Source organism: Pseudodesulfovibrio hydrargyri (genome assembly GCF_001874525.1).
In the GTDB taxonomy this organism is placed as follows: Bacteria; Desulfobacterota; Desulfovibrionia; order Desulfovibrionales; family Desulfovibrionaceae; genus Pseudodesulfovibrio; species Pseudodesulfovibrio hydrargyri.
Genome location: NZ_LKAQ01000004.1, coordinates 454,470 through 475,632 on the forward strand (window position 1 = coordinate 454,470; position 21,163 = coordinate 475,632).

Sequence of the window (21,163 nt, forward strand, 5' to 3'; positions counted from 1 at the left end):
CGGGCGGCGGGGATATCCCCCGCTACCCGCACTCGGCGGGGCTGACGAACCGAAGGATCCTGCCGGACGCGCGGCGGAAGGCGGCCACCACCCCGGGGTCGAACTGGGTGCCCGCGCCGCGTTCTATTTCGCGGCAGGCGCGGTCGATGTCGAGGGCGGCGCGGTAGGGACGGTTCTGGAGCATGGCGGACAGGGAGTCGGCCACGCTGATGATACGCGCGCCGAGGGGGATGCCCGCGCCTGTCAGGCCGTGGGGATAGCCGGTGCCGTCCCAGCGCTCGTGGTGATGCAGGACCATGTCGACCACGCCGAGCCGGTTGAGGGCGGCCACGGGTTCGAGAATGGCGGCCCCCGCCTCGGGGTGCCGACGCACGGCCCGCCATTCGGCGGCGGTCAGGGGGCCCTGTTTCTTGAGCACCGAATCGGGCACGCCGATCTTGCCGATGTCATGGAGGTGTCCGGCCACGTGGATGACGGCGGCCTGGCTCGGGGTCAGGCCCATGGCCAGAGCCAGGGCGCGGGCGGCCTCGGCCACCTCGTCCGAATGCATGGAGGTGTGCGGGTCCTTGGCGTCGATGGCGTTGCCCAGGGACTCGGCGAACTGGTGCAGGGCCGTGGTCACGAAATGGGTCTGGTCCGGGCTGGCCGGAGACGGCCCCGGCAGGGGAGGAAGGGCTGCCGGGGCCGTGCGGGAAGGGTTCATGGCTAGGCTGCCCTGCCTTTGGCCAGGACGGTCAGGGAATCGAGATTGCGCATGATCAGCCGGTGCAGGACGTTGTCCTCGCCGCCGCCTTCCACCGCGCGCCCGGCCGCGATGCGGAAGCTGACGCGGGCCTCCTCGTATTTGCCGGACATCTGGTAGACCAGGGCCATGTTGTTGCGCACCTTGGCCTCGTGCAGGGGCGAATTCATGGCCCGGGCCAGGCTGTCGGCCTGGGTCAGCTGGAACAGGGCGTCGCCGGGACGGCCTTCGTTGCAGGCGCGCATGCCTTCGCGGTTGAGCATGCCGAGTTTCTTGAGGTCGCTCATGGACTTCTCCTAGGGTTGGATGTTTTCCGGCCGCCCGAAGGCGGACCGGCCGGTACATCGGCCCGGATTCGAAGCATGGCGCCCGCCCCTTGGCGCGAATACTGTGGTCGGTGCGATTGGCATGGAGAGACAATATTGAAAACGATTTTCATTTTCAAGATATTTCTGCATTAATTTTCAGCCCTGCGGAAAGCGGCCCGACACGCTGGCGCGCCGGGGGGAAATTGCGTAGGATGCCGGAAACATGGAGTCGCCATGCACCGCATACGCCTGCTTACCGCCCCGGCCCTGTCGGCCGTTGTCCTGATCCTGGCCGCCCTGGGCGGCTGCACGGCCGCCTCGTCCGAAAAGACGGCCGAGCCCGTCGCCCGGCCCAATGCCACGGCCGCGCTCAAGGTCTCGGTCTCCTATCGCGAGCGCATGCTCCTGCCGCCGGGCTGTACCCTGTTCCTGGAGCTCAAGAACATCTCCCAGCTCAATCCGGAGGACAACGGCGTGGCCGACGCCTTCATCCCGGTCAAGGCCGCCCCGCCCTTCAAGGCGGTCATCCGGTACGACCCGGACAGGATCATCGAGCGGCTGCACTACGCGGTCTCGGCCCGCATAGAACTCAAGGGCCAGGTCTTCTTTACCGGGTCCGCGCGCATCGATCCCCTGTCCTGGCCCGAGGGCAAGACCCTGGAGATCGAGGCGGCCATGGTCAAGCGCTAGCTCCCGGACAACACCACGGACGCGAAAAGGCCCGGCGCATGGCGTCGGGCCTTTTTTGTTTCCGCTGGTCGGCGCGCCGCGCCGGTCGGACTATCGGGCGATCATGGAGCGCAGCAGCTCGGCGCAGTTCTCGGTGTTGTGCCCCATGTTGTCGAGGCAGTCCACGAAGTGCAGGAGCTGATAGATGTCCTTGAAATCGATGTCCTTGTCGTAAATTTTCGTCTGCAGGTCGTTCTTGCGGCGGCGGACCTCGTCACGCTCGCGGCGGACCTTGCGGAAGCACTCCTTGGTGCCCTCGCGGTCCAGGGACTCGCCGCCCAGCAACCCGATGGTGGACTTGAGCGCCGGGCCGAGAAGCACGGTGCACTTGGCCACGGAATCCAGGAGGTAGATCATGTCCTTCTGAATGTCCTCGGGGATGGCCACCGGACGCATGGCCAGCCAGTGCAGGGCGTCCTGGGCCGCGTCCAGCACGTTGTCCTGGCTCTTGGTGTAGGACAGGAACAGGTGCTTCTCCACGGCCATGAACAAGCCCTTGGGCAGGTGGTTGCGGATGTTGCGCTTGATGGAGTCGGCGTGGTTCTCGATCTCGTCCACGGCCTTGGTCAGCTCCTTGAACTCGCGGCACACCCCGCCGGACACGTAGCACTCAAGGGATTCGTCGATGGCGGCGATGCACTCGGCGATCTTGTCGTAGTGCTCGACCAGCCCGTCCATGGGGGAGCGGTTGCCGAGCAGACCGAAGAAGGGAATTCTCAATGTCATATGGTGACCTCTACTAAAAAGGGTTGTTGCAATTTCGTTGTAACCTAGCCGTAACACAACCATTTGAGCAGCACAAAGATAACAATGCTGGTCAGGGCCGCGATGGGGACGGTTGCCACCCAGTAGGCCACGATGCGCAGCAGGACCCGGAAGTCCACTGCCGAAAAACCGCGCGCCAGGCCCACGCCGACCACACCGCCCACGGCCGCGTGCGTGGTCGACACCGGCAGGCCGAGATTGGAGGCGACCAATACGGTGGACGCGGCCCCGAAGTCAACGGCAAAACCGCGCGTGTTGGTCAAGGTCGTGATCTTCTCGCCCACGGTGGCCATGACCTTGTGCCCGAGCACGGCGATGCCCACGGCGATGCCCAGGCCGCCCAGGACGAGCATGGGCCAGGGGACCTCGGCCTTGGCCAGGAGCATGTGTTCCTTGGCGATGAGGTAGATGGCCGCCACCGGGCCGATGGCGTTGGCCACGTCGTTGGCGCCCTGGGACAGGGCCACGTAGCAGGACGTGCCGACCTGCATCTTGCGGAAGATCCGCTCCACGCCCTCCGCGCCCTCCTCCTCGTCCAGCACGAACCGGGCCACGAAGCGGCGGGCCGCGGCCCAGGCCGCGAAGGACAAAGCCGCGGCGATGCCCAGCGAGGTCAGCCAGTGCAGGCCGAGCGCCTTGCCCGCCGGGGTCTTGTACAGGAAGGACAGGGAGATCATGGACAGGGTCACGGCCACCCAGATGGGCGCCCATTTCTTGGCCTGTTGGATGAAGTGGCGCTGGAACAGGATGTAGCGCCGGATGTGCGTGAAAATGAAATAGGCGATGCCCGCGGCGAAAAACGGGGAGATGATCCAAGACAGGACGATGCCGCCCATCTTGAGCCAGTTGACCACGTCCGGGCCGCCCGCCACAAGGCCGAACCCGGTGATGGCCCCGACGATGGAGTGCGTGGACGATACCGGCAGCGAGGTCAGCGTGGCCACCAGGACCCACAGTCCGGCGGCCAGCAGCGAGGCGAACATGCCGATCATGATCAGCTTTGGATCGGCGATGACCTCGGGGTTGATGATCCCCTTGCTGATGGTTGCGGTCACATGGGAGCCGAGGAAGACCGCGCCCACGAAGTTCAGGATGCCCGCGATGAACACGGCCTGCTTGACCGTGATGGCCCTGGCCCCCACGGCCGAGGCCATGGAGTTGGCCACGTCGTTGGCCCCCAGGTTGAACGCCATGAGGAACCCGGCCCCCACGGACATGTATAGAAACAGATCGTAAATATCCATCGTGTCGACCCTCTTTCGAGGGAATTGGTTAGAAGGTTGCCTACAGAGCCGTTTCCCCCGGCTTGTTCAGGCGGAAGCAGAAGCGCGCTCCCCGCACGTCCTCGCCGTAGCCGTCGTGCCAGATGTCGCCGCCCAGGTTCTTGACGATGCGGCGGCAGATGGCCAGGCCCAGCCCGGCGCTGCCCGACCCGTCGATGGTGTTCTCGTCCACGCGGTAGAACCGCTCGAACACCTTGGTGGAGTGCTCCCTGGAGATGCCCGGCCCCTGGTCCTCCACGCAGAAGACGATGGATTCGCCGTCGTCCTCGGCGCTGACCGTGATGACCCCGTTCTCGGGGCTGTATTTGACCGCGTTGTTGAGCAGGTTGTGGAAGACGTGCAGCAGCCCGTCGGTCTCGCCCATGACCATCATCTCGTCCTCCGGTGTCCGGGTGCGGAAGGTGATCCCCCGCTCCCCGGCCCACACGGCCAGGTCGTCGATGGCCCGGGAGAGGTGCTCGCGGCCGGACAGGGGGGCCAGCTTGACCCGTTTGCCCGCCTGCTCGGACTTGGCCAGGGCCAGCATGCTGGAAATGACCTTGTCCATGTGGTCCGCGTTCTTGAGCACGGTCTCCAGAAATTTGCGCGCCGCCTCGGGGTCGCTGGGCGGCATGTCCAGCAGGGTCTCGGTATAGCCCTTGATGGAGGTCAGCGGTGTGCGCAGCTGGTGGGAGGCGTTGGCCACGAAGTCCTTGAGCCCCTTCTCGCTGCGCTTCATCTCGGTGACGTCGTAGAAGACCAGGATGACCTTGCGCACCCCGTTCTGGTCCAGGAACCGCTCGGCCGTGACCTCGATGGTCCGCGTGTCCATGATGTCGATCTGGATGGACCGCGCCCCGGCCTCGGGTTCGGCGATGACCTGGTCCACCAGGTCCTGGATCTCGAAGCGGCGGATGACCTCGATGGGCGAGCGGCCCACGGTGGTGGAGGGCAGGTTGAACATCTCGTCCAGGGCCGCGTTGAAGGATTCGATGCGCCCGTGGGCGTCCAGGGTGAGCACGCCCTCGCGCATGCCGCCGAACACGGCCTGCAACTGGCCCTTCTGGTCCTGGATGAGTTCGATGCTGCGCTCGATGGACTGGGCCATGGCGTTGACCGACTGGGCCAGGGGCTTGAACTCGCCGCCGGGCAGGACGCGCAGCCTCTTGGAGTAGTCGCCCTCGCCGATGGACCGGGCCAGCTCGGAAAAGGCCCGGATGTCGCGGCCCATGTTATGGGACATGATCGCGCTCAGAAGCACGGCCACGGCCAGGGTGCCCAGGAAGAGCCAGATCAGGTTGGTGCGCAGCAGGTCGAGCCGGGCGCTGACGTGGGAGAACGGCACGGCCATGCGCAGGATGCCCGCGTTCACGGCGGGCACGCCCGGAAACTGCCGGGCCACGTAAAGCATGTCCTTGTCCAGCGTGTCGGAATGGCGCACGTTGACGCCCCAGCCGTCCTTGAGCGCGGACAGGACCTCGGGCCGGTGGCTGTGGTCGTCCATGGAGCCGAGGTCGCCGTAGGGCACCTCGGAGTCGGCCACGACCTTGCCGTTCACGATGTAGGTGATCCGGGAATTGAGCTTGAAGGCCAGCGCGTCCAGCCACTCCGCGAAATCCTGTTCGGACTCGAACAGGGAATGGTCGTGGATGAGCCACTCGATGGCTTCGATCTGGTGCCGCGTGCGGATCTCCGCCTCGGTGACCAGTTCGTCGCCCACGATGCTCGTGGAGTAGAAGAAGACCACTGCCATGGCCATGAGGAGCAGCCCCCAGGTCCACAGCAGTATCCGCATCTGAAAAGAGCGCAGTTTCATTGCCCCGTCCTTGATGGCGCGTTCAGCGGTTACATTGTTGATCGACGAGATCAAGTACCTCTTTCGCCGAACGCGTGCGCTGTGTAACACAATCGTAACCGAATTGTAATGTTTCCGATTGTTACAGTTATGTGACAAAGGGGTGCGACAATGACAAGGAAAAGCGCCGGAAAATCGCCCCTTCCGGCAAGGTAGGAATCTCTTTTTTAAACAACTAATTCATCGTATTCATACGATTAAATCCGAGTTGCCCGCCCGCATTCCCCGGGTCCGCCGCATTCGGGCGCGCGGCCGCGTCGCATCGGCCGCTCTCGGACCGGCTTCGCCCGGCGGAACGGGACAAAATTCTAGGCCCTGTCGCTGCCGACAAAATGGTAGCCGCCCTCCCCGGGCCATGCGAAAGGCCCGGTTCGGGGCGCGGAGAAACCCGCGCTCCGGGCCGGGCCCGAAACTCGTTTGGCGCGCGTCGGCTAGAAGCCGCGCATGCACTCCATGAGATAGGTGGAGACCTCCACGCGGCAGATTCCGTTTTCCACGATGAGGCGCACGTTGTTTTCCGGGATGAGGGCCATGTCCTCGGCCACGTTCAGCCACTTGCCCTCGAGCCATTTCGGCGTCACGCCGTTGATTTCCATTTCCTCAACGGGATAGGTCTCGGCCACGGTCCATTCATCGTCTCGCACAGCAGGCATATCCTTGCTCCCCGGCCACGCCTTTCGCGCTTGCGCGCCCGCGGCCTCTCGTTGTTCGTTACCGAAAAAAACTACACGTACTCGCGCCGATTCTGCCCGAGCAGGCAGAAGGCTTCGTAGGTGATGGTGCCGCCCCATTCGGCCAGTTCCTCGGGGGTCACGGGGCGCTCGCCCGGTCCGCCCAGCAGCCAGGCCTCGTCGCCCGGCAGGACCTCTATCCCTTCCCCCATAAGCCCGGTCACGTCAACCGCGGTCATCTGCATGCACACCCGCCCCCTGATGGGCACGCGTCGGCCGTGCAGGACCATCTCGCCCTTGTTGGACAGGGCGCGGCTGTAGTTGTCGGCGTAGCCCACGCCCACGATGGCCACCACCGAATCGCGCTCGGCGGTGAAGGTCCAGCCGTAGCTGATGGACTCGCCCCGTTTCAACGGATGGACCTGCATGACCGGGGCCGTGACCTCCATGGCGGGCAGAAGCTTGCCGGGCAGCCGTTCCTCGCCCGCCCCTTCCAGGGGGTCGCAGCCGTACAGGCTGATGCCCAGGCGCATGGAGTCCAGGCGGCAGTTGTCGTGGACCATGCCGCCCGCCGAGTTGGCCAGGTTGGCCTCCACCGAAAAACCGGCCCGGGCCAGGCCGTCCAGGGCGGCCTGGAACCGCCCGGCCTGCAGGGCCACGTCCTTTTCCTGCCCGGGCTCGTCGGCGCGGGCCAGGTGGGAGGTGGCCATGACCGGAGTGACGGGCCCTCCCTTGAGCAGGGCCGCGACCTCGTCCGCCTCTTCGGGCAGAAATCCCAGGCGGCGCATGCCGGTGTCGAACTTGAGCCCGATGTCCAGCGGGCCGTTCTTCCCGGCCGCGGCCAGGACCCGCTTCAACTGGGTGAAATGGGAGATGGGCGTGATGATCCGGTGGTCCCACAGCGACTGGATATCCTCGTCCGAAATGGGGCCGAGCAGGGCCATGATGCGCTTGTCGCAGCCGGCCTCGCGCAGCTTGGCCGCCTCGTGGACAAAGCCCACGGCAAAGGTCGTGGCCCCGTCCTTTTCCAGGGCGCTGGCGACCTCGACCAGTCCGTGGCCGTAGGCGTCGGACTTGATGACCGGGATGACGTTGTCGTGGATTTTGGTGAACAGGCGGTAGTTGTGGCGCAGGTTGTCCAGGCGGATGCGTACGCGGAGCTTGTTGTAGTCTATCATCACTTTCTCTTGAACAGTTTTTCCAGGTCGTTCGGCGTCCAGCGCAGGACCACGGGCCTGCCGTGGGGGCAGAACTCGCGTTCGGGCGTCTTGAGCCATGTTTCCAGCAGGGCAAGGGCCTCGTCCACGGCCAGCGGCTGATTGGCCTTGATGGCGGTCTTGCAGGCCATCATGGTCCACAGGTCGTCCAGCCCCCTGGCCTTTTCCGCCAGGGCGTCCTTCAGATACTCCCGTGCCTCGCCGGTTTCAAGTGTCGGGGGTATGCCCCGGACCAGGGCCTTGGCCGGGCCGTCCATCTCGATGACGAAGCCCATGGCGCGCAGGTCCTCACGCAGATCGGCCAGGACCTCGGCCTCGCTGGGGTGCAGGGGCAGTTCCAGGGCCAGGGCCAGGGGCTGGGAATCGCCCTTTTTGCGCTGCTCGCGCATGGCCGCCAGCAGGACCCGCTCGTGGGCCGCGTGCTGGTCCACCAGCTCCAGGTCCGCGCCCCGGCGCAGGACCAGGTAGGTGTCCGCGATCTGGCCGAGATAGGTGTAGCCGCTGCCCGACAGGGTGGCGGGGCGCAGGGCGTCGGGCCCGGGCTCGCGGGCCATGGACGGCTCGGGCCCGGCCGGGCCGCCGGAAAGGCCGCTCCCGGCTTCGGCGGCCGAGGGCGTCACGGGCAGGTCCAGGGCGCGGGTTTGATCCTCGGTGAACGCCCTGTAGGTGGAAAATTTCGCGTCCTGGAACGCGGCGGGCCGATGGGCGGACCGGGACGAACCGGCCGAACCGGCCGAACCGGAGGACGGGGACTCCCGGTAGGCCGGGGAGCCCGGGAAGCCGGACGGCGCGGGGAAGCGGCCCGGTTCGGGCGCGGCGCAGCTCGACCCGATAATCCCGTCCGGATCGGACAGGGCCTGGAGCACGCCGGAACGGATGGCCGAGAACACGCGGCGCTCGTCGATGAAGCGGACCTCGAGCTTGGCCGGGTGCACGTTCACGTCCACCTCGTCTCGCGGCACATCCAGGAACAGAACCATCTGCGGATACTCGCGGGACAGGAGCATGCCCTTGTACGCCTGGCGCACGGCCGAGAGCATGAGCTTGTCCTGGACCGGGCGGCCGTTGACGTAGAGCAGGATGCGGTCGCCGCGTCCCTGGGCCGTGCTCGGCGACCCGGCCGCGCCGTGGGCCCGGTAGCCGTCGCGTGCGCAGTCAAAGGGCTTGAGCCCCTGGCATACGGCCGGGGGCCAGAACGCGGCCAGCCGGTCGGCCAGGGTCTGGCCCGGGGGCAGGCGGAAGAGTTCGCGCCCGCCCACGGTCAGGGAAAACCCGGTTTCCAGATGGGCCAGGGCCACGCGCATGAGCACGTCCTGGCAGCGGCGGTTCTCGGTGGATTCGGTCTTGAGGAATTTGAGCCGGGCCGGGGTGGCGGCGAAGAGGTCGCGGACCTCCACGCGGGTGCCCGAGGCGAGCGCCGCCGGTCCCTTGGACGCGACCTCGCCCGCGCGGACCTCGATTTGAGAGGCCTCGTCCGCGCCCCGGGCGCGGGAGGTCATGGTGAAGCGCGAGACCGAGGCGATGGAGGGCAGGGCCTCGCCCCGGAACCCGAAGGAGCCGATGTCGGAAAGGTCGCGGAAGTCGCGGATCTTGCTGGTGGCGTGCCGGGTCACGGCCAGCTCCAGCTGGTCCGTCGGGATGCCCGCGCCGTTGTCCTGGACCACCAGCAGCGCGCGGCCGCCCTGCTCCACGGTCACGTCGATGCGGGTGGCCCCGGCGTCCAGCCCGTTCTCGACCAGTTCCTTGACCACGCTGGCCGGGCGCTCGACCACCTCGCCGGCGGCGATCTGGTTCTTGAGCCCCGGGGGCAGCACTCGAATTTCAGGCAATGCGCTCATGTCTTCTCTGGTCATAGATCTCAAGGTAAGCATCGGGTCCGGCGGGGCAACCCCCGCCCCCTGGAAAAGCCCCGGCCGCCCCCTAGAAGTTGAGCAGGTCGAATCCGACCGAGAAACGGTTGTCGCTGGATCTCCGGCTGTAGGAGAAATGCAGGGTGTAGCATTCGGCGACCCAATCCAGGTAGAGGGTCCGCTCCAGGTCCTTCTCGTCGACGAAGTCGTGGCGGTACACGGCACCCAGGGTGACGGCCTCGTTGATGTTCCACTTGGCGCCGAGCTTGAGCACGGACATGTCGTCGTCGCGGGTGCGCCTGTACTCGTCCATGCTCTGCAGGAAGTCGTAGCCCACGGAAACCTCGCCCAGGCCGTCCTTGTAGAAACGGATGGAGTTCTCGGTCTGGGTCATGTCGCCCTCGTACGGGGAGAACCAGTAGCGGGTCAGGATGTCCACGAAGTTGGCGGGCTTGATCTTCAGTTCGGCCATGATGTCCGAGAACGGCCTGCGTTCGTAGCGGTCGCGCTCGTCCGTGCGCCCGGCCTCGCGGATGTCGTAGGACTGTTCCACCCTGAAGAGCAGGAAGTCCAGGTAGTCGCGGGCCACCCGGGCGGCGGGCTCTCCGTCCGCGCCGGGCGACAGGACCACGCTGTCGCGGCGGCGGTCCAGCACGCTGGTCAGGGAATAGGTCACCGCGTTGCGGCCGTCGGCCCGGTCGTCCGTATCGAAATAGGGGAGCTTTTCCTGGCCGGTGACGTGGTTGGTGTAGGTGTACTCCAGCCGGGGGATGATCGAGTTCTTCAGCCGGGTCCAGCGCGAGGTTCCGGCCAAGCTCAGGTCCGCCTCGGGCTGCGCGGCCAGGCCAAAGGTCCGGGTCATCTCCGAAAAAGCCGAGAACCCGCCGGTCCAGGTGGTCCGGGTCTGGAAGCCGTCCTTGATCTTGCTGGTGTCGACGGTCTCGTCGCGGCCGCCCGTGCCGACGACCGTCATGTCGCCCACGTCCTCCCGGTCGGTCAGGGAGTAGGCGGTCTCCTGCATGGAGACCGAGGGAATGACCGTCAGGAAGCGGCTCTTCAGGGGATATTTCAGTTCGGGCGAGATGACCGCGCGGTGGCCCGAATCGCCGTACTCGCGGCGGAAATAGTCGTACTTGGCGTCCAGGGACCCTTCGAACCCGCCGCCCAGGGACTGCTGCCAGGCGTAGGCGTTCAACTCCGGCAGGATCTGGACGGTCGGGTCCTCGCTGCTCGGGTTGTTGCCGTTCCGGTAGGCCAGGTTCTGGTCGTACTGGGTCAGGCCGACCACGCCGAAGCGGTCCCAGCTGCGGCTGACGTACAGCTTGCTCAGGCGGTCCAGGGAGTCCTTGTTCTCTATGTCACGGCCGAACACGTCCAGGAACTCCTCGCGGGTGTTCTCGTACCCGTTGGGGCCGTCCAGGAAGTCGCGCATATAATTCTGGTCCGAAACCAGGTCGAGATCGACCTTGATCTTCCACTGCGGGCTGCCCAGCCAGCCGTCATACTTGCCGCGCACCCACCAGCGGTCCCGGTTCTTGCGGGTCAGGCCGTCGTCCCGGTAGTCCTTCCATTCGTCGGATTCCTTGGACGCCCGGATGTTGTCGTTCAAAAAGTCCGCCTGCCACAGCCCGCGGGACGAGGCGTCCTCGGTGTGCCGAAACTCGGCGCCCTGCATGTAGCCGCGCTTGCTCATGTAGTTCTGGTAGAAGGTGGCGTCCATCTCGTCGTTGATGACCCAGTAGTACGGCAGGTTGACCTGCAGGCCGAGCTTGTCCGAGCTGGCCATGTAGGGCATCAGAAAGCCGCTCTGCCGGGGGCCCCGGCCGGGCAGGGACATGTATGGCCAGTAGAAGACCGGCACGTCCTTGATCCGGAAGGCCGAGTGGTACAGGCGAACGCGGCCGTCCAGGTTGATGTCGCCCTCCTCGCTGGTCACGGACCAGGCGGGCCGTTCCCCGGAGCAGGAGGTCACCTTGGCGTTTTTGAAGGTATAGGAGTCGCCCACGGACTTGCCCACGCGCTCGGCCTCCACGTAGACGTGCGGCTTGGCCATGAACAGTTTGCCGTTCTTGAGCCAGCCGGTCATGTTGTTCAGGTCGAACTCGCCCTCGTCCGCCTGGAGGAAGTCGCCGCCCCAGTGGGCCCGGATGTCGCCCTTGAGAAAGACCCAGCCCGTGGCCTGGTAGTAGCGCGCGAAGTCGGCGCGCAGCTGGTCCTCGCCGAGGCTTAAGGAGACGTTGCCGAAGGCCTCCACGTACTCGCTGGTGTGGTCGCCCACCACGCGGTCCGCCGAAAACGTCCACTCGTCCTGGGCGGGCGTCTGCACGGGCGCGTCCGGCACGTACTTCCTGACCTTGTTGTGGTCGGGCGTCTTGCCGATGATCGTCCAGGGCAGGCACAGCGACAGGACGAGGATCGCCCCGGCGGCCAGCGATATGCGCGAAAGCTTGCGTTTCAAAAAATCGTCCTTCGGCTACCGGGACCGGAGGTACCTGTCATCCTTGTCCAAGTAATTTTGGACGTAATCCCTGGCCCCATCCTCCAGGCTCGTCATTTTGACGGTGCAGCCCGCTGCCTTGAGCTTGTCCATGTTCGCCTGGGTAAAGTACTGGTACTTATCGCGAATCGCCTCCGGCATCGGGATATACTCGATGTCCGGCTCGCGGTTCATGGCGGAAAACACGGCATTCGCCAAATCATTCCAAGTCCTTGCAGTTCCCGTACCGATGTTGAAGATGCCGCCCTTGTCGCGGTGCTCCAGGAACCAGGCCATGATGTCCACGCAGTCCTTGATGTAGACGAAGTCGCGCTTCTGGCCGCCGTGGGGGTATTCCTCGCGGTAGGACTTGAACAGCTTGAGCTTGCCGGTCTCGAGAATCTGGGAGTGGGCCTTGCAGATGACCGACTTCATGTCGTCCTTGTGGTACTCGTTGGGCCCGAAGACGTTGAAGAACTTGAGGGAGACGATCTGGCCCAGCAACCCCGCGTCCTTTGCCCACAGGTCGAAGAGCTGCTTGGAATAGCCGTACATGTTCAGGGGGCGCAGCTTGCCGATGCCGTCCTCGTCATCGTCGAAGCCGAACTCGCCGTTGCCGTAGGTGGCCGCGGACGAGGCGTTGATGAACCGCGCGTCGTGCCCCATGCAGAACCGGCAGACGTACTGCGTATAGCGGTAGTTGTTCTCCATGAGGAAGTCCGCGTCCAGCTCGGTGGTCGAGGAACAGGCCCCCATGTGCACGACCGCCTCGGTCTCGAACGGGTCCTCGCCCTCGAGGATGAACTTGAGGAACTGGTCCCGGTGCAGGTAATCCTGGTACTTGAGCCCCACGAGGTTGTTCCACTTCTCGCTGCTGGACAGGTTGTCCACCACCAGGATGTCGTCGATGCCCATCTGGTTGAGCTTCCAGACCATGGCGCTGCCGATGAAACCCGCGCCGCCGGTGACTATATACATGGCTACTCCTTGCTGCCGCTGTGACGCCCAGGGGCGTAAACGCTTCTACATACTGTGTTCAAGGTCCGGACGCAACCGCAAGAACCGGCTCTTTTCCTGGACAGGCAACGGGTTTATGATATCATGCCGGTTAAGCGCACTTGCGGGGTACCCCTGTTTTGCGTATACAATGGAAACAGGTCCCCCCGGTGCGGCGGTCCGAACTTTGCGAATAATCTCTAAAGGAGTGAGATCATGACACATTCTAGAAAACTGTTGTTATTCATGCTGGCTGCGATGTTGACTTTCTCCTTCGCGTTTGCCGCCACAGCCAACGCCAAGATGGTCAAGAAAGTCGATAACTTCATCCTCTTTGTCGACCAGTCCGGCTCCATGGCCATGCGCAACGCCGACGGCATCAAGAAAATCGAAAAGGCCAAAAGCGACATGCTGGCCCTGAACGCCGCCATCCCCGCCCTCGACTACAATTCGGCCGTGGTCCTGTTCGCGCCGTTTGAGGTCCAGTGCTCGCCCAAGCCGTATTCCGACGCCAACGTGGCCGCCGCGGTCAACGGCATCGACGCGGACTACCAGATCTTCAACCGCCGCACCCCCATGGGCGCAGGCCTTGACGACATCAACCCGATCCTCGGCAAGATGTCCGGCAAGACCGCGCTGATCATCTTCACCGACGGCGAGTCCAACTACGGCGCCGACCCGGTGGCCGTGGCCAAGAACCTGTACGCCAAGTACGGCTCCAACCTCTGCGTCCACGTGGTCAGCTACGCCGAATCCCCCGAGGGCCAGGCAGTGGTCGACGGCATCCGCGCCGCCTTCCCCTGCTCCGTGCCCGCCGACGGCGCGACCTTCGCCGACGCCGGCGCGCTGAACAAGTACGCCAAGGACGTCTTCTACGCCGACATGGCCGAGCCCGCCCCGGCCCCCATGGCCCCCATGGCTCCGATGACTCCGGCCAAGGAAGTGGTCTCCTTCAACCTGAACTTCGGCTTCGACAAGTACCAGATCACCGACGAGATGATCCCGGTGCTGGAGCAGGCCAAGATGATCCTGGACGAAGACCCGGCCGCCACCTACGAGATATCGGGCCACACCGACTCCACCGGTACCGAGGCCTACAACCAGGGGCTTTCCGAGCGCCGCGCCAACTCCGTCATGAAGTGGCTGACCGACAACGGCATCAGCACCGACCGCCTGGAAGCCAAGGGCTACGGCGAGCTGTCGCCCAAGTACGACAACTCCACCAAGGAAGGGCGCAAGCTCAACCGCAGGGTTGATATCCAGACCAAGTAAGCGTATACGAAAACAGGTTGGGCGGCGCTCCGCCGCCCAACCACCTGCTCTGGTTGGAAGGATTCAACGCCATGCACAAATTTTTCGTTTCTGCCTTTCTGGCCGTGTTTCTGACCGGGGCTTTTTTTGCGGCCTCCGAACAGGCCTCCCAGGCCCAGGATCTGGCCGCCATCTCGCCGGGCGACGCATCCACCAAAATCAACACCAAGAACATGCCCCTCTACCTCGACGAGGGGCTGGTCTCCAAGAACGCGGACTTCAGCAAGTTCGCCAGGGTCAGGGCCAGGTCCCTGGACCGCAACCACCGCATGACCCGGGCCCGCATGCAGATCACCAAACAGCCCGACGGCTCCTTTCTTGCCCGCTACCACGCCATCGACATGGACTCCATCGTCACCAAGGTCAGCCGCTCCTCGTCCAAGACCGTGCCCTTTGTCGGCGTCATGCGCTTCTGCGAACTGGTCATGGAGGCCACGGCCGAATCCCCCGCGGCCTGCCAAAAGGCCGAGTTCACCCCGGTGACCGTCATCCCCAACCGCCAGATATTCAGCTTCCGCAAGGGCTCCTGGCAGTAGACCGCCCCATCTTCCGTCTCCCCTGCGCGCCCCTCGCCGCCCTTTAGTCGCGTCCGGCTTCCCGCCGTCCTTCCCATATTTTCACACGCCCCCGGTTGCCCTCGTCCCGGTTCCCGGATACAGACGAAGTGATACCCGCCGTCCCGGACGGTCCGGACGGCCACCTTTTGCCTAGGGGGGGGCGAGATGATCAACTACTGGCCGCTCAAGTATGAAACCGCCGGCATGCGCCGCCGCACCGTGGACGGACTGCGCGCCCTGCGCGGGCTCGTCCGGGACCGCATGCCCGGCTTAACCCAGCACGACACCCTGGTGCTCGGCACCTGGAACATCCGCAACTTCGATGACAACCGCTTCGGCCACGGCCCGCGCATCAAGGAATCCCTGTACTTCATCGCCGAGGTCGTCTCGGCCTTCGACGTCCTGGCCGTGCAGGAAATCTGCCGCGACCTCGGGCCGCTCAGGCAGCTCATGCGCCTGCTCGGACCGGGCTGGGACTACATCGTCACCGACGTGGCCGAGCAGGACGGCGGCAACCGCGAACGGCTCGGATTCATCTACAACAAGGCCAAAGTCCGCTTCAAAGGCGTGGCCGGGGAGATGGTCCTGCCGGTCAGGGACCTCATCGCCCACGGCGACAAGCGCTTGCAACCCTCCCGCTCGCCCTTCGGCTGCGAGTTCCAGGCGGGCTGGTTCCGCTTCCTGTTCACCACGGTGCACATCTATTTCGGCAAGGAGAGCCAGGGCTCCCCGGAATACGCCCGGCGCGTGGCCGAGATCGACGCCGTGGCCGCCAACATCGCCAAACGGGCCGAAAAGGAGCCGTGCAGCTACATCCTGGTGGGCGACTTCAACATCGACGAGATGGGCGACCCCTCGGGCAACGCGCTGGTCCGCAACGGCTTCGAGGCCGCCCAGAACAACGTGGGCTCCAACGCGGACAAGACCCGGTTCTATGACCAGATTTCCTGGCTGCCGCGCAAGGGAACGGTCCGCCAGACCCGCTCCGCCCGCAACCAGGGCGTCCTGGACGTGCTCTCCGCAGTCATGAACGAGGACCGGTTCCCGGACTACCGGCCAGCCGTCGAGGCCACGGTACAGGGCCAACTCGACAAGGTCCGGACCGAACGCGCCCTGCGTCTGGCCAAGTCCCAGGACGTCGCCGACCAGGACAGGCGCATCGCCAAATTGTCCGCCCAGCTGGGCGATTCCGAGGCGCTCAAGGACTACTATCTGAAGACCTGGCGGACCTTTCAGATCAGCGACCACCTGCCCCTGTGGGTGGAGCTGTCCATCGACTTCAGCGCCGAGTACCTGACCCGGCTGCGGAACATGACCGGCACCGAAAAGAAGGACAACGTGGATATCCCCATGTAGCGGCTGGACAAACCGGGCCCGGCCCCGCATGATGCCCTCGTACCGCAAAACGAGGGAAACGGACATGGACGGAAGAAACCGCAAGGACATACGCCCCGGCCAGCGCGTCAACATCGTGCTCAAAAAGGACCAGCGCACCGGCAGGCTGACCGAGGGCACGGTCGCGACCCTGCTGACCAAGTCGCCCACCCATCCGCACGGCATCAAGGTCCGCCTGACCGACGGCCAGGTGGGCCGGGTCAAGGAAATCCTCGGACAGGAGGGTTGACCATGGCCCTGCGCATCTGGGTGGACGCAGACGCCTGCCCCAACGTGATCAAGGAAATCCTGTTCAAGGCCGCCCAGCGCCGCCAGGTGCCGCTGACACTGGTGGCCAACACGCCGCTTCGGGTACCGCCCTCCCCGCTCATCGACACCGTGCTCGTGGGCGCGGGCTTCAACGTGGCCGACAACGAGATCGCCCGCCGGGTCAACCACGGCGACCTGGTCGTCACCGCCGACATCCCCCTGGCCGACGCCGTGGTCGCCAAGGGCGCCACCGGCCTCAACCCGCGCGGCGAACTCTACACCGAGGACAACGTCAAGGGCCTCCTGCGCATGCGCAACCTCATGGAGGAACTCCGCTCCGCCGACCTCGCCCCCGGCGGCCCCGCCCCGCTCGGCCCCAAAGACAAACAACAATTCACCAACCAACTCGACCGCTTCCTGACCAAGGCCGGGAAATAAGACGCCTCCGGCGGCCGGGAGAAGGGGAGAGGGGAACCCTTTGAAAAGGGCTTCCCTCTCCCCTTCCCCCGGCCGCCCATCCCCTTGCCCCTCCTAAACTTTCTGGTGCCGCTTTGCGGGGGAGCCCGCAACAATAAGGTTTTGAGGCACAATCCCGCATTGGCCTTTCATTCTTCTTTTGATGGAGTGAATCGGGTGCGCAGCACCCGACAACGGCTCAGTCCCCCGCGCTCGGAATAGGCTTTCGAGAGTGGGTCAGCTGTGCATTTTTCGAGGGTTCGCCTGACCGCAGCGTACCCCCGTACGTGAGGATCAGGCGGACCCTCGAAAAATGTGCAGATGGCCCGCTATCGGAAGCCGCCCCCCACCCGCTCCGCGACACAACAAAAAAAGGCCCGGTTTTTCACCGGGCCTTTTTTTGTTGTGGTCGCGCGGGCGGCCGCCAAGCCGATTAAAGCTTCGCTTTAATCGCTGCGGCAATAGCCTTACCCTGCTCATAGCATTTGTTGAAGACCTCGTGGTCGGGGACGTACTGGTTCTTGATCCCTTCCACGACTTCCATGTTCATGTCCTCGAGCCATTTGGTGAGGATCTTGACGCATTCACCGGACCAGCCGAAGGAACCCACGGCCGAGCCGATCTTGTTCTGGGGGCGCAGCCCCTTCATGTAGGTCAGCATGTCGGCCATGAGCGGCAGGATGCCGTTGTTGTGGGTCGGCGAGCCGACGATGACCGCGGCGGCGTCGAAGACCTCGGCCATGACGTCGGAGTGGTGGTTGTTCTTCATGCACATGAGGCGCACGGACACGCCCTCGTCGGCCAGGCCGCAGGCAATGGCCTCGGCCATCTTCTCGGTGGAGTGCCACATGGTGTCGTAGACGATGACCGCCTTGTTCTTGGGCTTCTGCTCGGCGAACTCCAGGTACTTCTCGATGGCCCAGGCGCAGTCATCGCCCCGGAACATCAGGCCGTGGTCCGGGCAGATGGTCTCGATCTCCAGCCCCATCTCCTTGATAGTGGCCAGGGTCTTGAGGACCACCGGGGAATACGGCAGTACGATGTTGGCGTAGTAGTTGGCCATGAGCTCTTCCAACCGGTAGCGGTCCACCTCGTCGGCCCAGCGCTCGGACGTGGCCCAGTTCTGGCCGAATGCGTCGTTGGAAAAGACGAGCTTCTCCTCCGGGCAGTAGGTCAGCATGGAGTCGGGCCAGTGGAGCATGCGGGTCTCCAGGAAGGAGAGGGTCCGCTTGCCGATGGAAAGTTCGGTGCCGGTGGGGGTGACCTCGACCGGCCAGTCCTCGTACTTGAAGTGGGCCTTCATGGCCTTCTGACCCATGGGGGAAGTGAATATCTTCTCGGGCTGGTACTTCTCCACGACCTTGGCCAGGCAGCCGGCATGGTCGGGCTCGAGGTGGTTGGCCACCACGTAGTCGATCTTGCGGTCGCCGAGCACCTGGGCGATGTTGCACTGCAAGGTGCCCCAGAACTCCTCGGCCACGGTGTCGATCAGGGTAACCTTCTCATCCACGATCAGAAAATTGTTGTAGGTGGTTCCCTTGTGCGCCTTGGAATAGCCGTGGAAGTTGCGTCGGTTCCAGTCGACGGCGCCGAGCCAGAAAACGCCTTCCTTGATTTCAACAGGTCTCATTGTCTTCTCCACATTGAGCGGTTACTCAACCGCCATGGTAAAAAAAGGGAGCGCGAACCAAGGTGCGCGCTCCCCGCCCGCAGCCGGGCCGGAAATTAATCCTCGGGTACGAAGCTGTCCTTGCCCGCACCGCAGACGGGACAGGTCCAATCGTCGGGCAGGTCCTCGAACTTGGTCCCGGCCGGGATGTCGGAATCGGAATCGCCCTGGGCCGGGTCGTACACATAGCCACAAACTTCGCAAACGTATTTCTGCATGGTATCAGTCTCCTTTTGATCGCTTATATTCGCAGCAGCGGGCGCCGCTGTCAACTTCTCGGCATCGGGTTTCCAAGAGGGAATCGGGCAAGGGCCCGATACTCAACCGGCTTCGGCGACAAAATTGCTCTTTTCCGCGCCGCACTCCGGACAAGCCCAGTCTCCAGGCAGGGTTTGGAAATCGGTATTCGGCGGGATATCTGACTCGGGATCGCCCAACGGCGGCTGGTACTCATATCCACAGACTAAACAAATGTACGTTCCCATAAAGCATGTCTTCCTTATTCACAACGGCCAAAGCCGCCGTCAATCTTTCGCATCACTCTCAACGGGGAGTTCGCAGTCGCCCATGGTGGAGCCGGGACCGGCCAGGGGCCGGAAGCATTTTTTCGTGCCCCCGCAGATGGGGCAGCGCCAGTCGTCGGGCAGGTCCTCGAACCGGGTGCCTTTGGGGATCTTCCCCTTCCGGTCGCCCTTGTCCGGGTTGTAGATATAGCCGCAGTTGACGGTCTGGCACTGGTACATCTCTTCGGGCAGGGCCATGGCTCCCTCCTGGGATGAGAAGGGGCGGGCCATGCAGCCCGCCCCGTGATGTGCATGCGGGACCCTTGCGGCCCCCATTCCGCCGTACCCGCCTTAGGCGGTGGCGGTCCACAGGCCGTGCAGGTTGCAGTACTCGCGGGCCTTGAGCGCGCCGGACATGCCGCAGATGCAGAATTCGGCCTCGGGCTTGTCGCCGGGCTTGAGCATCTTGGTCAGGACCTTGTCGCCGACCTGAAGCTCGATCCATTCGATGTAATGCTTCTCCTCCATGGGATGGGCCACGGAGCCGACCTTGACGGTGACCTTGTCGCCGTCCTTCTCGATGACGGGGACGTGCTTTTCCTTGGCGGCGTCAACGGTGTTTTCGGTCATCTGAACCATATCCTCGCCGCAGCAGACCAGGTCGCCGCCGCCTTCGTGAATGGCCATGACGATATTACCGCAAACATTACACTTGTACACTTCGCCCAGTTTGATAGCCATGTCGAATCCTCCTTTAAGGATGAGTTGTGATTGTGTTTACCAGTTGGTGTCTTTGAGTTCGAAATGGGCCTGGGGATGGTCGCAGGCCGGACATTTCACCGGAGCGGTGGAGCCCCTGTGATTGTAACCGCAGTTCTGGCAGCGCCAGACGACCTCTTCCTCCTTGACGAAGACGTGGTCGGTCTCGATGTTCTTGATCAGCGCCCTGTAGCGCTCCTCGTGGTAGCGTTCGGCCACGGCGATGTTCTCCATGACCGCGGCGATCTCGTTGAAGCCCTCCTGGCGGGCCACCTTGGCGAAGCCGGGGTACATGTCGGTGTTTTCCTCATGCTCGCCCTCGGCGGCGGCATAGAGATTCTCGAGCGTGTTGCCGATAACCCCGGCGGGGAAGGAGCCGGTCACCTCGGCGGTGCCGCCCTCAAGGAACTTGAACAGCCTCTTGGCGTGCTCCTTTTCGTGCCCGGCGGTCTCCTCGAATATCTTGGAAATCTGCACGTAGCCTTCCTTCTTGGCCACGCTGGCGAAATAGGTATATTTGTTGCGGGCCTGGGATTCGCCCGTAAACGCGTACATCAGATTTTTCTCGGTCTGGGTTCCCTTCAGTGACATCGTTCCTCCTTATGGAATCGATCCTTGGTTTGCTGATTCAGCAGTCACCTTACACAAAATCACGGTCGTTGTCGTTTTTTTATGTAAAATGGTGTGGTTTTTATTTTCAGCTAACTTTTTTCTCCCGGCAAAACTCCGGGTTACGTTTGACTTGAGAATAGTTACTACAAAGAACAGGCCGAACTGTCAAGCGGTACGGCGACATTTTTCACCATAAATAAAGCCGGTTGCCCCAAGGGGCAACCGGCTTTGCGCCGTGCGTACGGAGATTATCCGAAATTTACTGCCGCGCGGCCTGGCACTTGGGGCAGACGCCCACGAATTCCACATTGGTGTTCAGAATCTTGTAGCCGCTGGTGCAGCTTTCCGGGATGACCGGGATCTCGATGTCGCATTCCACGTCGGCCACGGCGGTGCAGACCTCGCAGCGAATGTGCGGGTGCGGGTCCGGGGTGCCGTCGAACCGTTTCTGTTCGCCGGGGGCGCCCAGCTTGAGCACCAGCCCCTTGGACGACAGGAACTCGAGGTTGCGGTAGACCGTGCCCAGGCTGATCCTGGGGATGATCTTGCGCACCATGTCGTAGACCTCGTCCGCCGTGGGATGGGACTTCACCTTGCGCAACTCTTCCAAAATCACTTTCCGCTGTTTGGAAAGCCTGAAACCCATTTCTTGAGCCATTGACGTCCTCCAGATTTGATAACAATTACTATTCCCTCAGCAAGACCTTGTCAAGAGGAATCGCCGCCAGCGGAATTCATGGCTCATTATACCAGAAACGGAATTACTGCAAATGGACCGGAG

General features: G+C 63.8%; 23 protein-coding genes. 6 read left to right on the plus strand and 17 right to left on the minus strand.

The window, feature by feature from the left end; translation table 11 throughout:
* Window positions 1-22: 22 nt before the first annotated feature.
* Together BerOc1_RS06525 and BerOc1_RS06530 are read right to left on the minus strand one after the other, a co-directional pair.
* Window positions 23-703: an HD-GYP domain-containing protein gene (locus BerOc1_RS06525; RefSeq protein ID WP_071544918.1), complete on the minus strand. Its 681-nt coding sequence runs from the start codon at window positions 701-703 to the stop codon at window positions 23-25.
* A 2-nt stretch (window positions 704-705) separates the two neighbouring features.
* Window positions 706-1,029 (minus strand): hypothetical protein, encoded by a 324-nt coding sequence (locus BerOc1_RS06530; RefSeq protein ID WP_071544919.1) that lies wholly within the window; start codon window positions 1,027-1,029, stop codon window positions 706-708.
* A gap of 255 nt (window positions 1,030-1,284) precedes the next feature.
* Here BerOc1_RS06530 and BerOc1_RS06535 point away from each other — a divergent pair, with 255 nt between their 5' ends.
* Window positions 1,285-1,740: a YbaY family lipoprotein gene (locus BerOc1_RS06535; protein WP_071544920.1), complete on the plus strand. Its 456-nt coding sequence runs from the start codon at window positions 1,285-1,287 to the stop codon at window positions 1,738-1,740.
* Between the two features lie 90 nt (window positions 1,741-1,830).
* Here the strand turns inward: BerOc1_RS06535 and BerOc1_RS06540 are convergent, their stop codons facing one another.
* The 8 genes from BerOc1_RS06540 to rfaD all read right to left on the minus strand — a co-directional run bounded on the left by BerOc1_RS06540 (window position 1,831) and on the right by rfaD (window position 12,853).
* Window positions 1,831-2,505, minus strand: a complete 675-nt coding sequence (locus tag BerOc1_RS06540) for a DUF47 domain-containing protein (protein WP_071544921.1) — start codon at window positions 2,503-2,505, stop codon at window positions 1,831-1,833.
* 44 nt (window positions 2,506-2,549) lie between these two features.
* Window positions 2,550-3,788: an inorganic phosphate transporter gene (locus tag BerOc1_RS06545; protein ID WP_071544922.1), complete on the minus strand. Its 1,239-nt coding sequence runs from the start codon at window positions 3,786-3,788 to the stop codon at window positions 2,550-2,552.
* Window positions 3,789-3,828: 40 nt separating this feature from the next.
* Entirely contained in the window at window positions 3,829-5,622 is a 1,794-nt protein-coding gene (locus tag BerOc1_RS06550; protein WP_071544923.1) for a HAMP domain-containing sensor histidine kinase, read from the minus strand.
* A gap of 470 nt (window positions 5,623-6,092) precedes the next feature.
* Window positions 6,093-6,314 carry a hypothetical protein gene (locus BerOc1_RS06555; protein WP_071544924.1) on the minus strand — a complete coding sequence of 74 codons (222 nt, stop codon included), beginning with the start codon at window positions 6,312-6,314 and terminating at the stop codon, window positions 6,093-6,095.
* 71 nt (window positions 6,315-6,385) lie between these two features.
* Window positions 6,386-7,510, minus strand: a complete 1,125-nt coding sequence (gene alr, locus BerOc1_RS06560; protein ID WP_084641184.1) for an alanine racemase — start codon at window positions 7,508-7,510, stop codon at window positions 6,386-6,388.
* Window positions 7,510-9,387 carry a DNA mismatch repair endonuclease MutL gene (gene mutL / locus BerOc1_RS06565; RefSeq protein WP_071544926.1) on the minus strand — a complete coding sequence of 626 codons (1,878 nt, stop codon included), beginning with the start codon at window positions 9,385-9,387 and terminating at the stop codon, window positions 7,510-7,512. Before mutL ends, alr begins: the two co-directional genes overlap by 1 nt.
* A gap of 82 nt (window positions 9,388-9,469) precedes the next feature.
* Window positions 9,470-11,857 carry an LPS-assembly protein LptD gene (locus BerOc1_RS06570; protein ID WP_071544927.1) on the minus strand — a complete coding sequence of 796 codons (2,388 nt, stop codon included), beginning with the start codon at window positions 11,855-11,857 and terminating at the stop codon, window positions 9,470-9,472.
* A gap of 15 nt (window positions 11,858-11,872) precedes the next feature.
* Window positions 11,873-12,853: an ADP-glyceromanno-heptose 6-epimerase gene (gene rfaD / locus BerOc1_RS06575; protein WP_071544928.1), complete on the minus strand. Its 981-nt coding sequence runs from the start codon at window positions 12,851-12,853 to the stop codon at window positions 11,873-11,875.
* A gap of 276 nt (window positions 12,854-13,129) precedes the next feature.
* On the opposite strand from rfaD, the gene BerOc1_RS06580 reads away from it, so the two are divergent.
* The 5 genes from BerOc1_RS06580 (at window position 13,130) to BerOc1_RS06600 (ending at window position 16,821) form a co-directional block, all read left to right on the plus strand.
* Window positions 13,130-14,143: an OmpA family protein gene (locus BerOc1_RS06580; RefSeq protein WP_242652897.1), complete on the plus strand. Its 1,014-nt coding sequence runs from the start codon at window positions 13,130-13,132 to the stop codon at window positions 14,141-14,143.
* A gap of 71 nt (window positions 14,144-14,214) precedes the next feature.
* Window positions 14,215-14,718, plus strand: coding sequence for a hypothetical protein (locus BerOc1_RS06585; RefSeq protein ID WP_071544930.1), 504 nt, complete (start codon window positions 14,215-14,217; stop codon window positions 14,716-14,718).
* A 186-nt stretch (window positions 14,719-14,904) separates the two neighbouring features.
* Window positions 14,905-16,095 carry an endonuclease/exonuclease/phosphatase family protein gene (locus tag BerOc1_RS19045; protein ID WP_071544931.1) on the plus strand — a complete coding sequence of 397 codons (1,191 nt, stop codon included), beginning with the start codon at window positions 14,905-14,907 and terminating at the stop codon, window positions 16,093-16,095.
* Window positions 16,096-16,159: 64 nt separating this feature from the next.
* On the plus strand, window positions 16,160-16,363 hold the full coding sequence (locus BerOc1_RS06595) for a YwbE family protein (RefSeq protein ID WP_071544932.1): 204 nt from the start codon (window positions 16,160-16,162) through the stop codon (window positions 16,361-16,363).
* A gap of 8 nt (window positions 16,364-16,371) precedes the next feature.
* The gene (locus tag BerOc1_RS06600) at window positions 16,372-16,821 is read left to right on the plus strand and encodes a YaiI/YqxD family protein (RefSeq protein WP_071547037.1); all 450 of its coding nucleotides are present in this window, start codon (window positions 16,372-16,374) and stop codon (window positions 16,819-16,821) included.
* A gap of 451 nt (window positions 16,822-17,272) precedes the next feature.
* On the opposite strand, the gene BerOc1_RS06605 is transcribed toward BerOc1_RS06600, so the two are convergent.
* The 7 genes from BerOc1_RS06605 to BerOc1_RS06630 form a co-directional block, all read right to left on the minus strand.
* Window positions 17,273-18,469 (minus strand): FprA family A-type flavoprotein, encoded by a 1,197-nt coding sequence (locus BerOc1_RS06605; protein WP_071544933.1) that lies wholly within the window; start codon window positions 18,467-18,469, stop codon window positions 17,273-17,275.
* A gap of 95 nt (window positions 18,470-18,564) precedes the next feature.
* On the minus strand, window positions 18,565-18,726 hold the full coding sequence (rd, locus tag BerOc1_RS06610) for a rubredoxin (protein WP_071544934.1): 162 nt from the start codon (window positions 18,724-18,726) through the stop codon (window positions 18,565-18,567).
* 102 nt (window positions 18,727-18,828) lie between these two features.
* Window positions 18,829-18,993, minus strand: coding sequence for a rubredoxin (locus BerOc1_RS19260; protein ID WP_084641188.1), 165 nt, complete (start codon window positions 18,991-18,993; stop codon window positions 18,829-18,831).
* A gap of 39 nt (window positions 18,994-19,032) precedes the next feature.
* Window positions 19,033-19,269 carry a rubredoxin gene (locus tag BerOc1_RS19265; RefSeq protein WP_084641191.1) on the minus strand — a complete coding sequence of 79 codons (237 nt, stop codon included), beginning with the start codon at window positions 19,267-19,269 and terminating at the stop codon, window positions 19,033-19,035.
* A 93-nt stretch (window positions 19,270-19,362) separates the two neighbouring features.
* On the minus strand, window positions 19,363-19,752 hold the full coding sequence (locus BerOc1_RS06620) for a desulfoferrodoxin (RefSeq protein WP_071544935.1): 390 nt from the start codon (window positions 19,750-19,752) through the stop codon (window positions 19,363-19,365).
* 36 nt (window positions 19,753-19,788) lie between these two features.
* Entirely contained in the window at window positions 19,789-20,361 is a 573-nt protein-coding gene (gene rbr, locus BerOc1_RS06625) for a rubrerythrin (RefSeq protein WP_071544936.1), read from the minus strand.
* A 280-nt stretch (window positions 20,362-20,641) separates the two neighbouring features.
* Window positions 20,642-21,040 (minus strand): Fur family transcriptional regulator, encoded by a 399-nt coding sequence (locus BerOc1_RS06630; RefSeq protein WP_071544937.1) that lies wholly within the window; start codon window positions 21,038-21,040, stop codon window positions 20,642-20,644.
* Window positions 21,041-21,163: the final 123 nt, after the last annotated feature.

Bases quoted from the DNA above. Each gene is read 5' to 3' on its own strand.
- BerOc1_RS06525 (WP_071544918.1), bottom strand. From the start codon at position 703: ATGAACCCTTCCCGCACGGCCCCGGCAGCCCTTCCTCCCCTGCCGGGG.
- BerOc1_RS06530 (WP_071544919.1), bottom strand. From the start codon at position 1,029: ATGAGCGACCTCAAGAAACTCGGCATGCTCAACCGCGAAGGCATGCGC.
- BerOc1_RS06535 (WP_071544920.1), top strand. From the start codon at position 1,285: ATGCACCGCATACGCCTGCTTACCGCCCCGGCCCTGTCGGCCGTTGTC.
- BerOc1_RS06540 (WP_071544921.1), bottom strand. From the start codon at position 2,505: ATGACATTGAGAATTCCCTTCTTCGGTCTGCTCGGCAACCGCTCCCCC.
- BerOc1_RS06545 (WP_071544922.1), bottom strand. From the start codon at position 3,788: ATGGATATTTACGATCTGTTTCTATACATGTCCGTGGGGGCCGGGTTC.
- BerOc1_RS06550 (WP_071544923.1), bottom strand. From the start codon at position 5,622: ATGAAACTGCGCTCTTTTCAGATGCGGATACTGCTGTGGACCTGGGGG.
- BerOc1_RS06555 (WP_071544924.1), bottom strand. From the start codon at position 6,314: ATGCCTGCTGTGCGAGACGATGAATGGACCGTGGCCGAGACCTATCCC.
- alr (WP_084641184.1), bottom strand. From the start codon at position 7,510: ATGATAGACTACAACAAGCTCCGCGTACGCATCCGCCTGGACAACCTG.
- mutL (WP_071544926.1), bottom strand. From the start codon at position 9,387: ATGAGCGCATTGCCTGAAATTCGAGTGCTGCCCCCGGGGCTCAAGAAC.
- rfaD (WP_071544928.1), bottom strand. From the start codon at position 12,853: ATGTATATAGTCACCGGCGGCGCGGGTTTCATCGGCAGCGCCATGGTC.
- BerOc1_RS06580 (WP_242652897.1), top strand. From the start codon at position 13,130: ATGTTGACTTTCTCCTTCGCGTTTGCCGCCACAGCCAACGCCAAGATG.
- BerOc1_RS06585 (WP_071544930.1), top strand. From the start codon at position 14,215: ATGCACAAATTTTTCGTTTCTGCCTTTCTGGCCGTGTTTCTGACCGGG.
- BerOc1_RS19045 (WP_071544931.1), top strand. From the start codon at position 14,905: ATGATCAACTACTGGCCGCTCAAGTATGAAACCGCCGGCATGCGCCGC.
- BerOc1_RS06595 (WP_071544932.1), top strand. From the start codon at position 16,160: ATGGACGGAAGAAACCGCAAGGACATACGCCCCGGCCAGCGCGTCAAC.
- BerOc1_RS06605 (WP_071544933.1), bottom strand. From the start codon at position 18,469: ATGAGACCTGTTGAAATCAAGGAAGGCGTTTTCTGGCTCGGCGCCGTC.
- rd (WP_071544934.1), bottom strand. From the start codon at position 18,726: ATGCAGAAATACGTTTGCGAAGTTTGTGGCTATGTGTACGACCCGGCC.
- BerOc1_RS19260 (WP_084641188.1), bottom strand. From the start codon at position 18,993: ATGGGAACGTACATTTGTTTAGTCTGTGGATATGAGTACCAGCCGCCG.
- BerOc1_RS19265 (WP_084641191.1), bottom strand. From the start codon at position 19,269: ATGGCCCTGCCCGAAGAGATGTACCAGTGCCAGACCGTCAACTGCGGC.
- BerOc1_RS06620 (WP_071544935.1), bottom strand. From the start codon at position 19,752: ATGGCTATCAAACTGGGCGAAGTGTACAAGTGTAATGTTTGCGGTAAT.
- rbr (WP_071544936.1), bottom strand. From the start codon at position 20,361: ATGTCACTGAAGGGAACCCAGACCGAGAAAAATCTGATGTACGCGTTT.
- BerOc1_RS06630 (WP_071544937.1), bottom strand. From the start codon at position 21,040: ATGGCTCAAGAAATGGGTTTCAGGCTTTCCAAACAGCGGAAAGTGATT.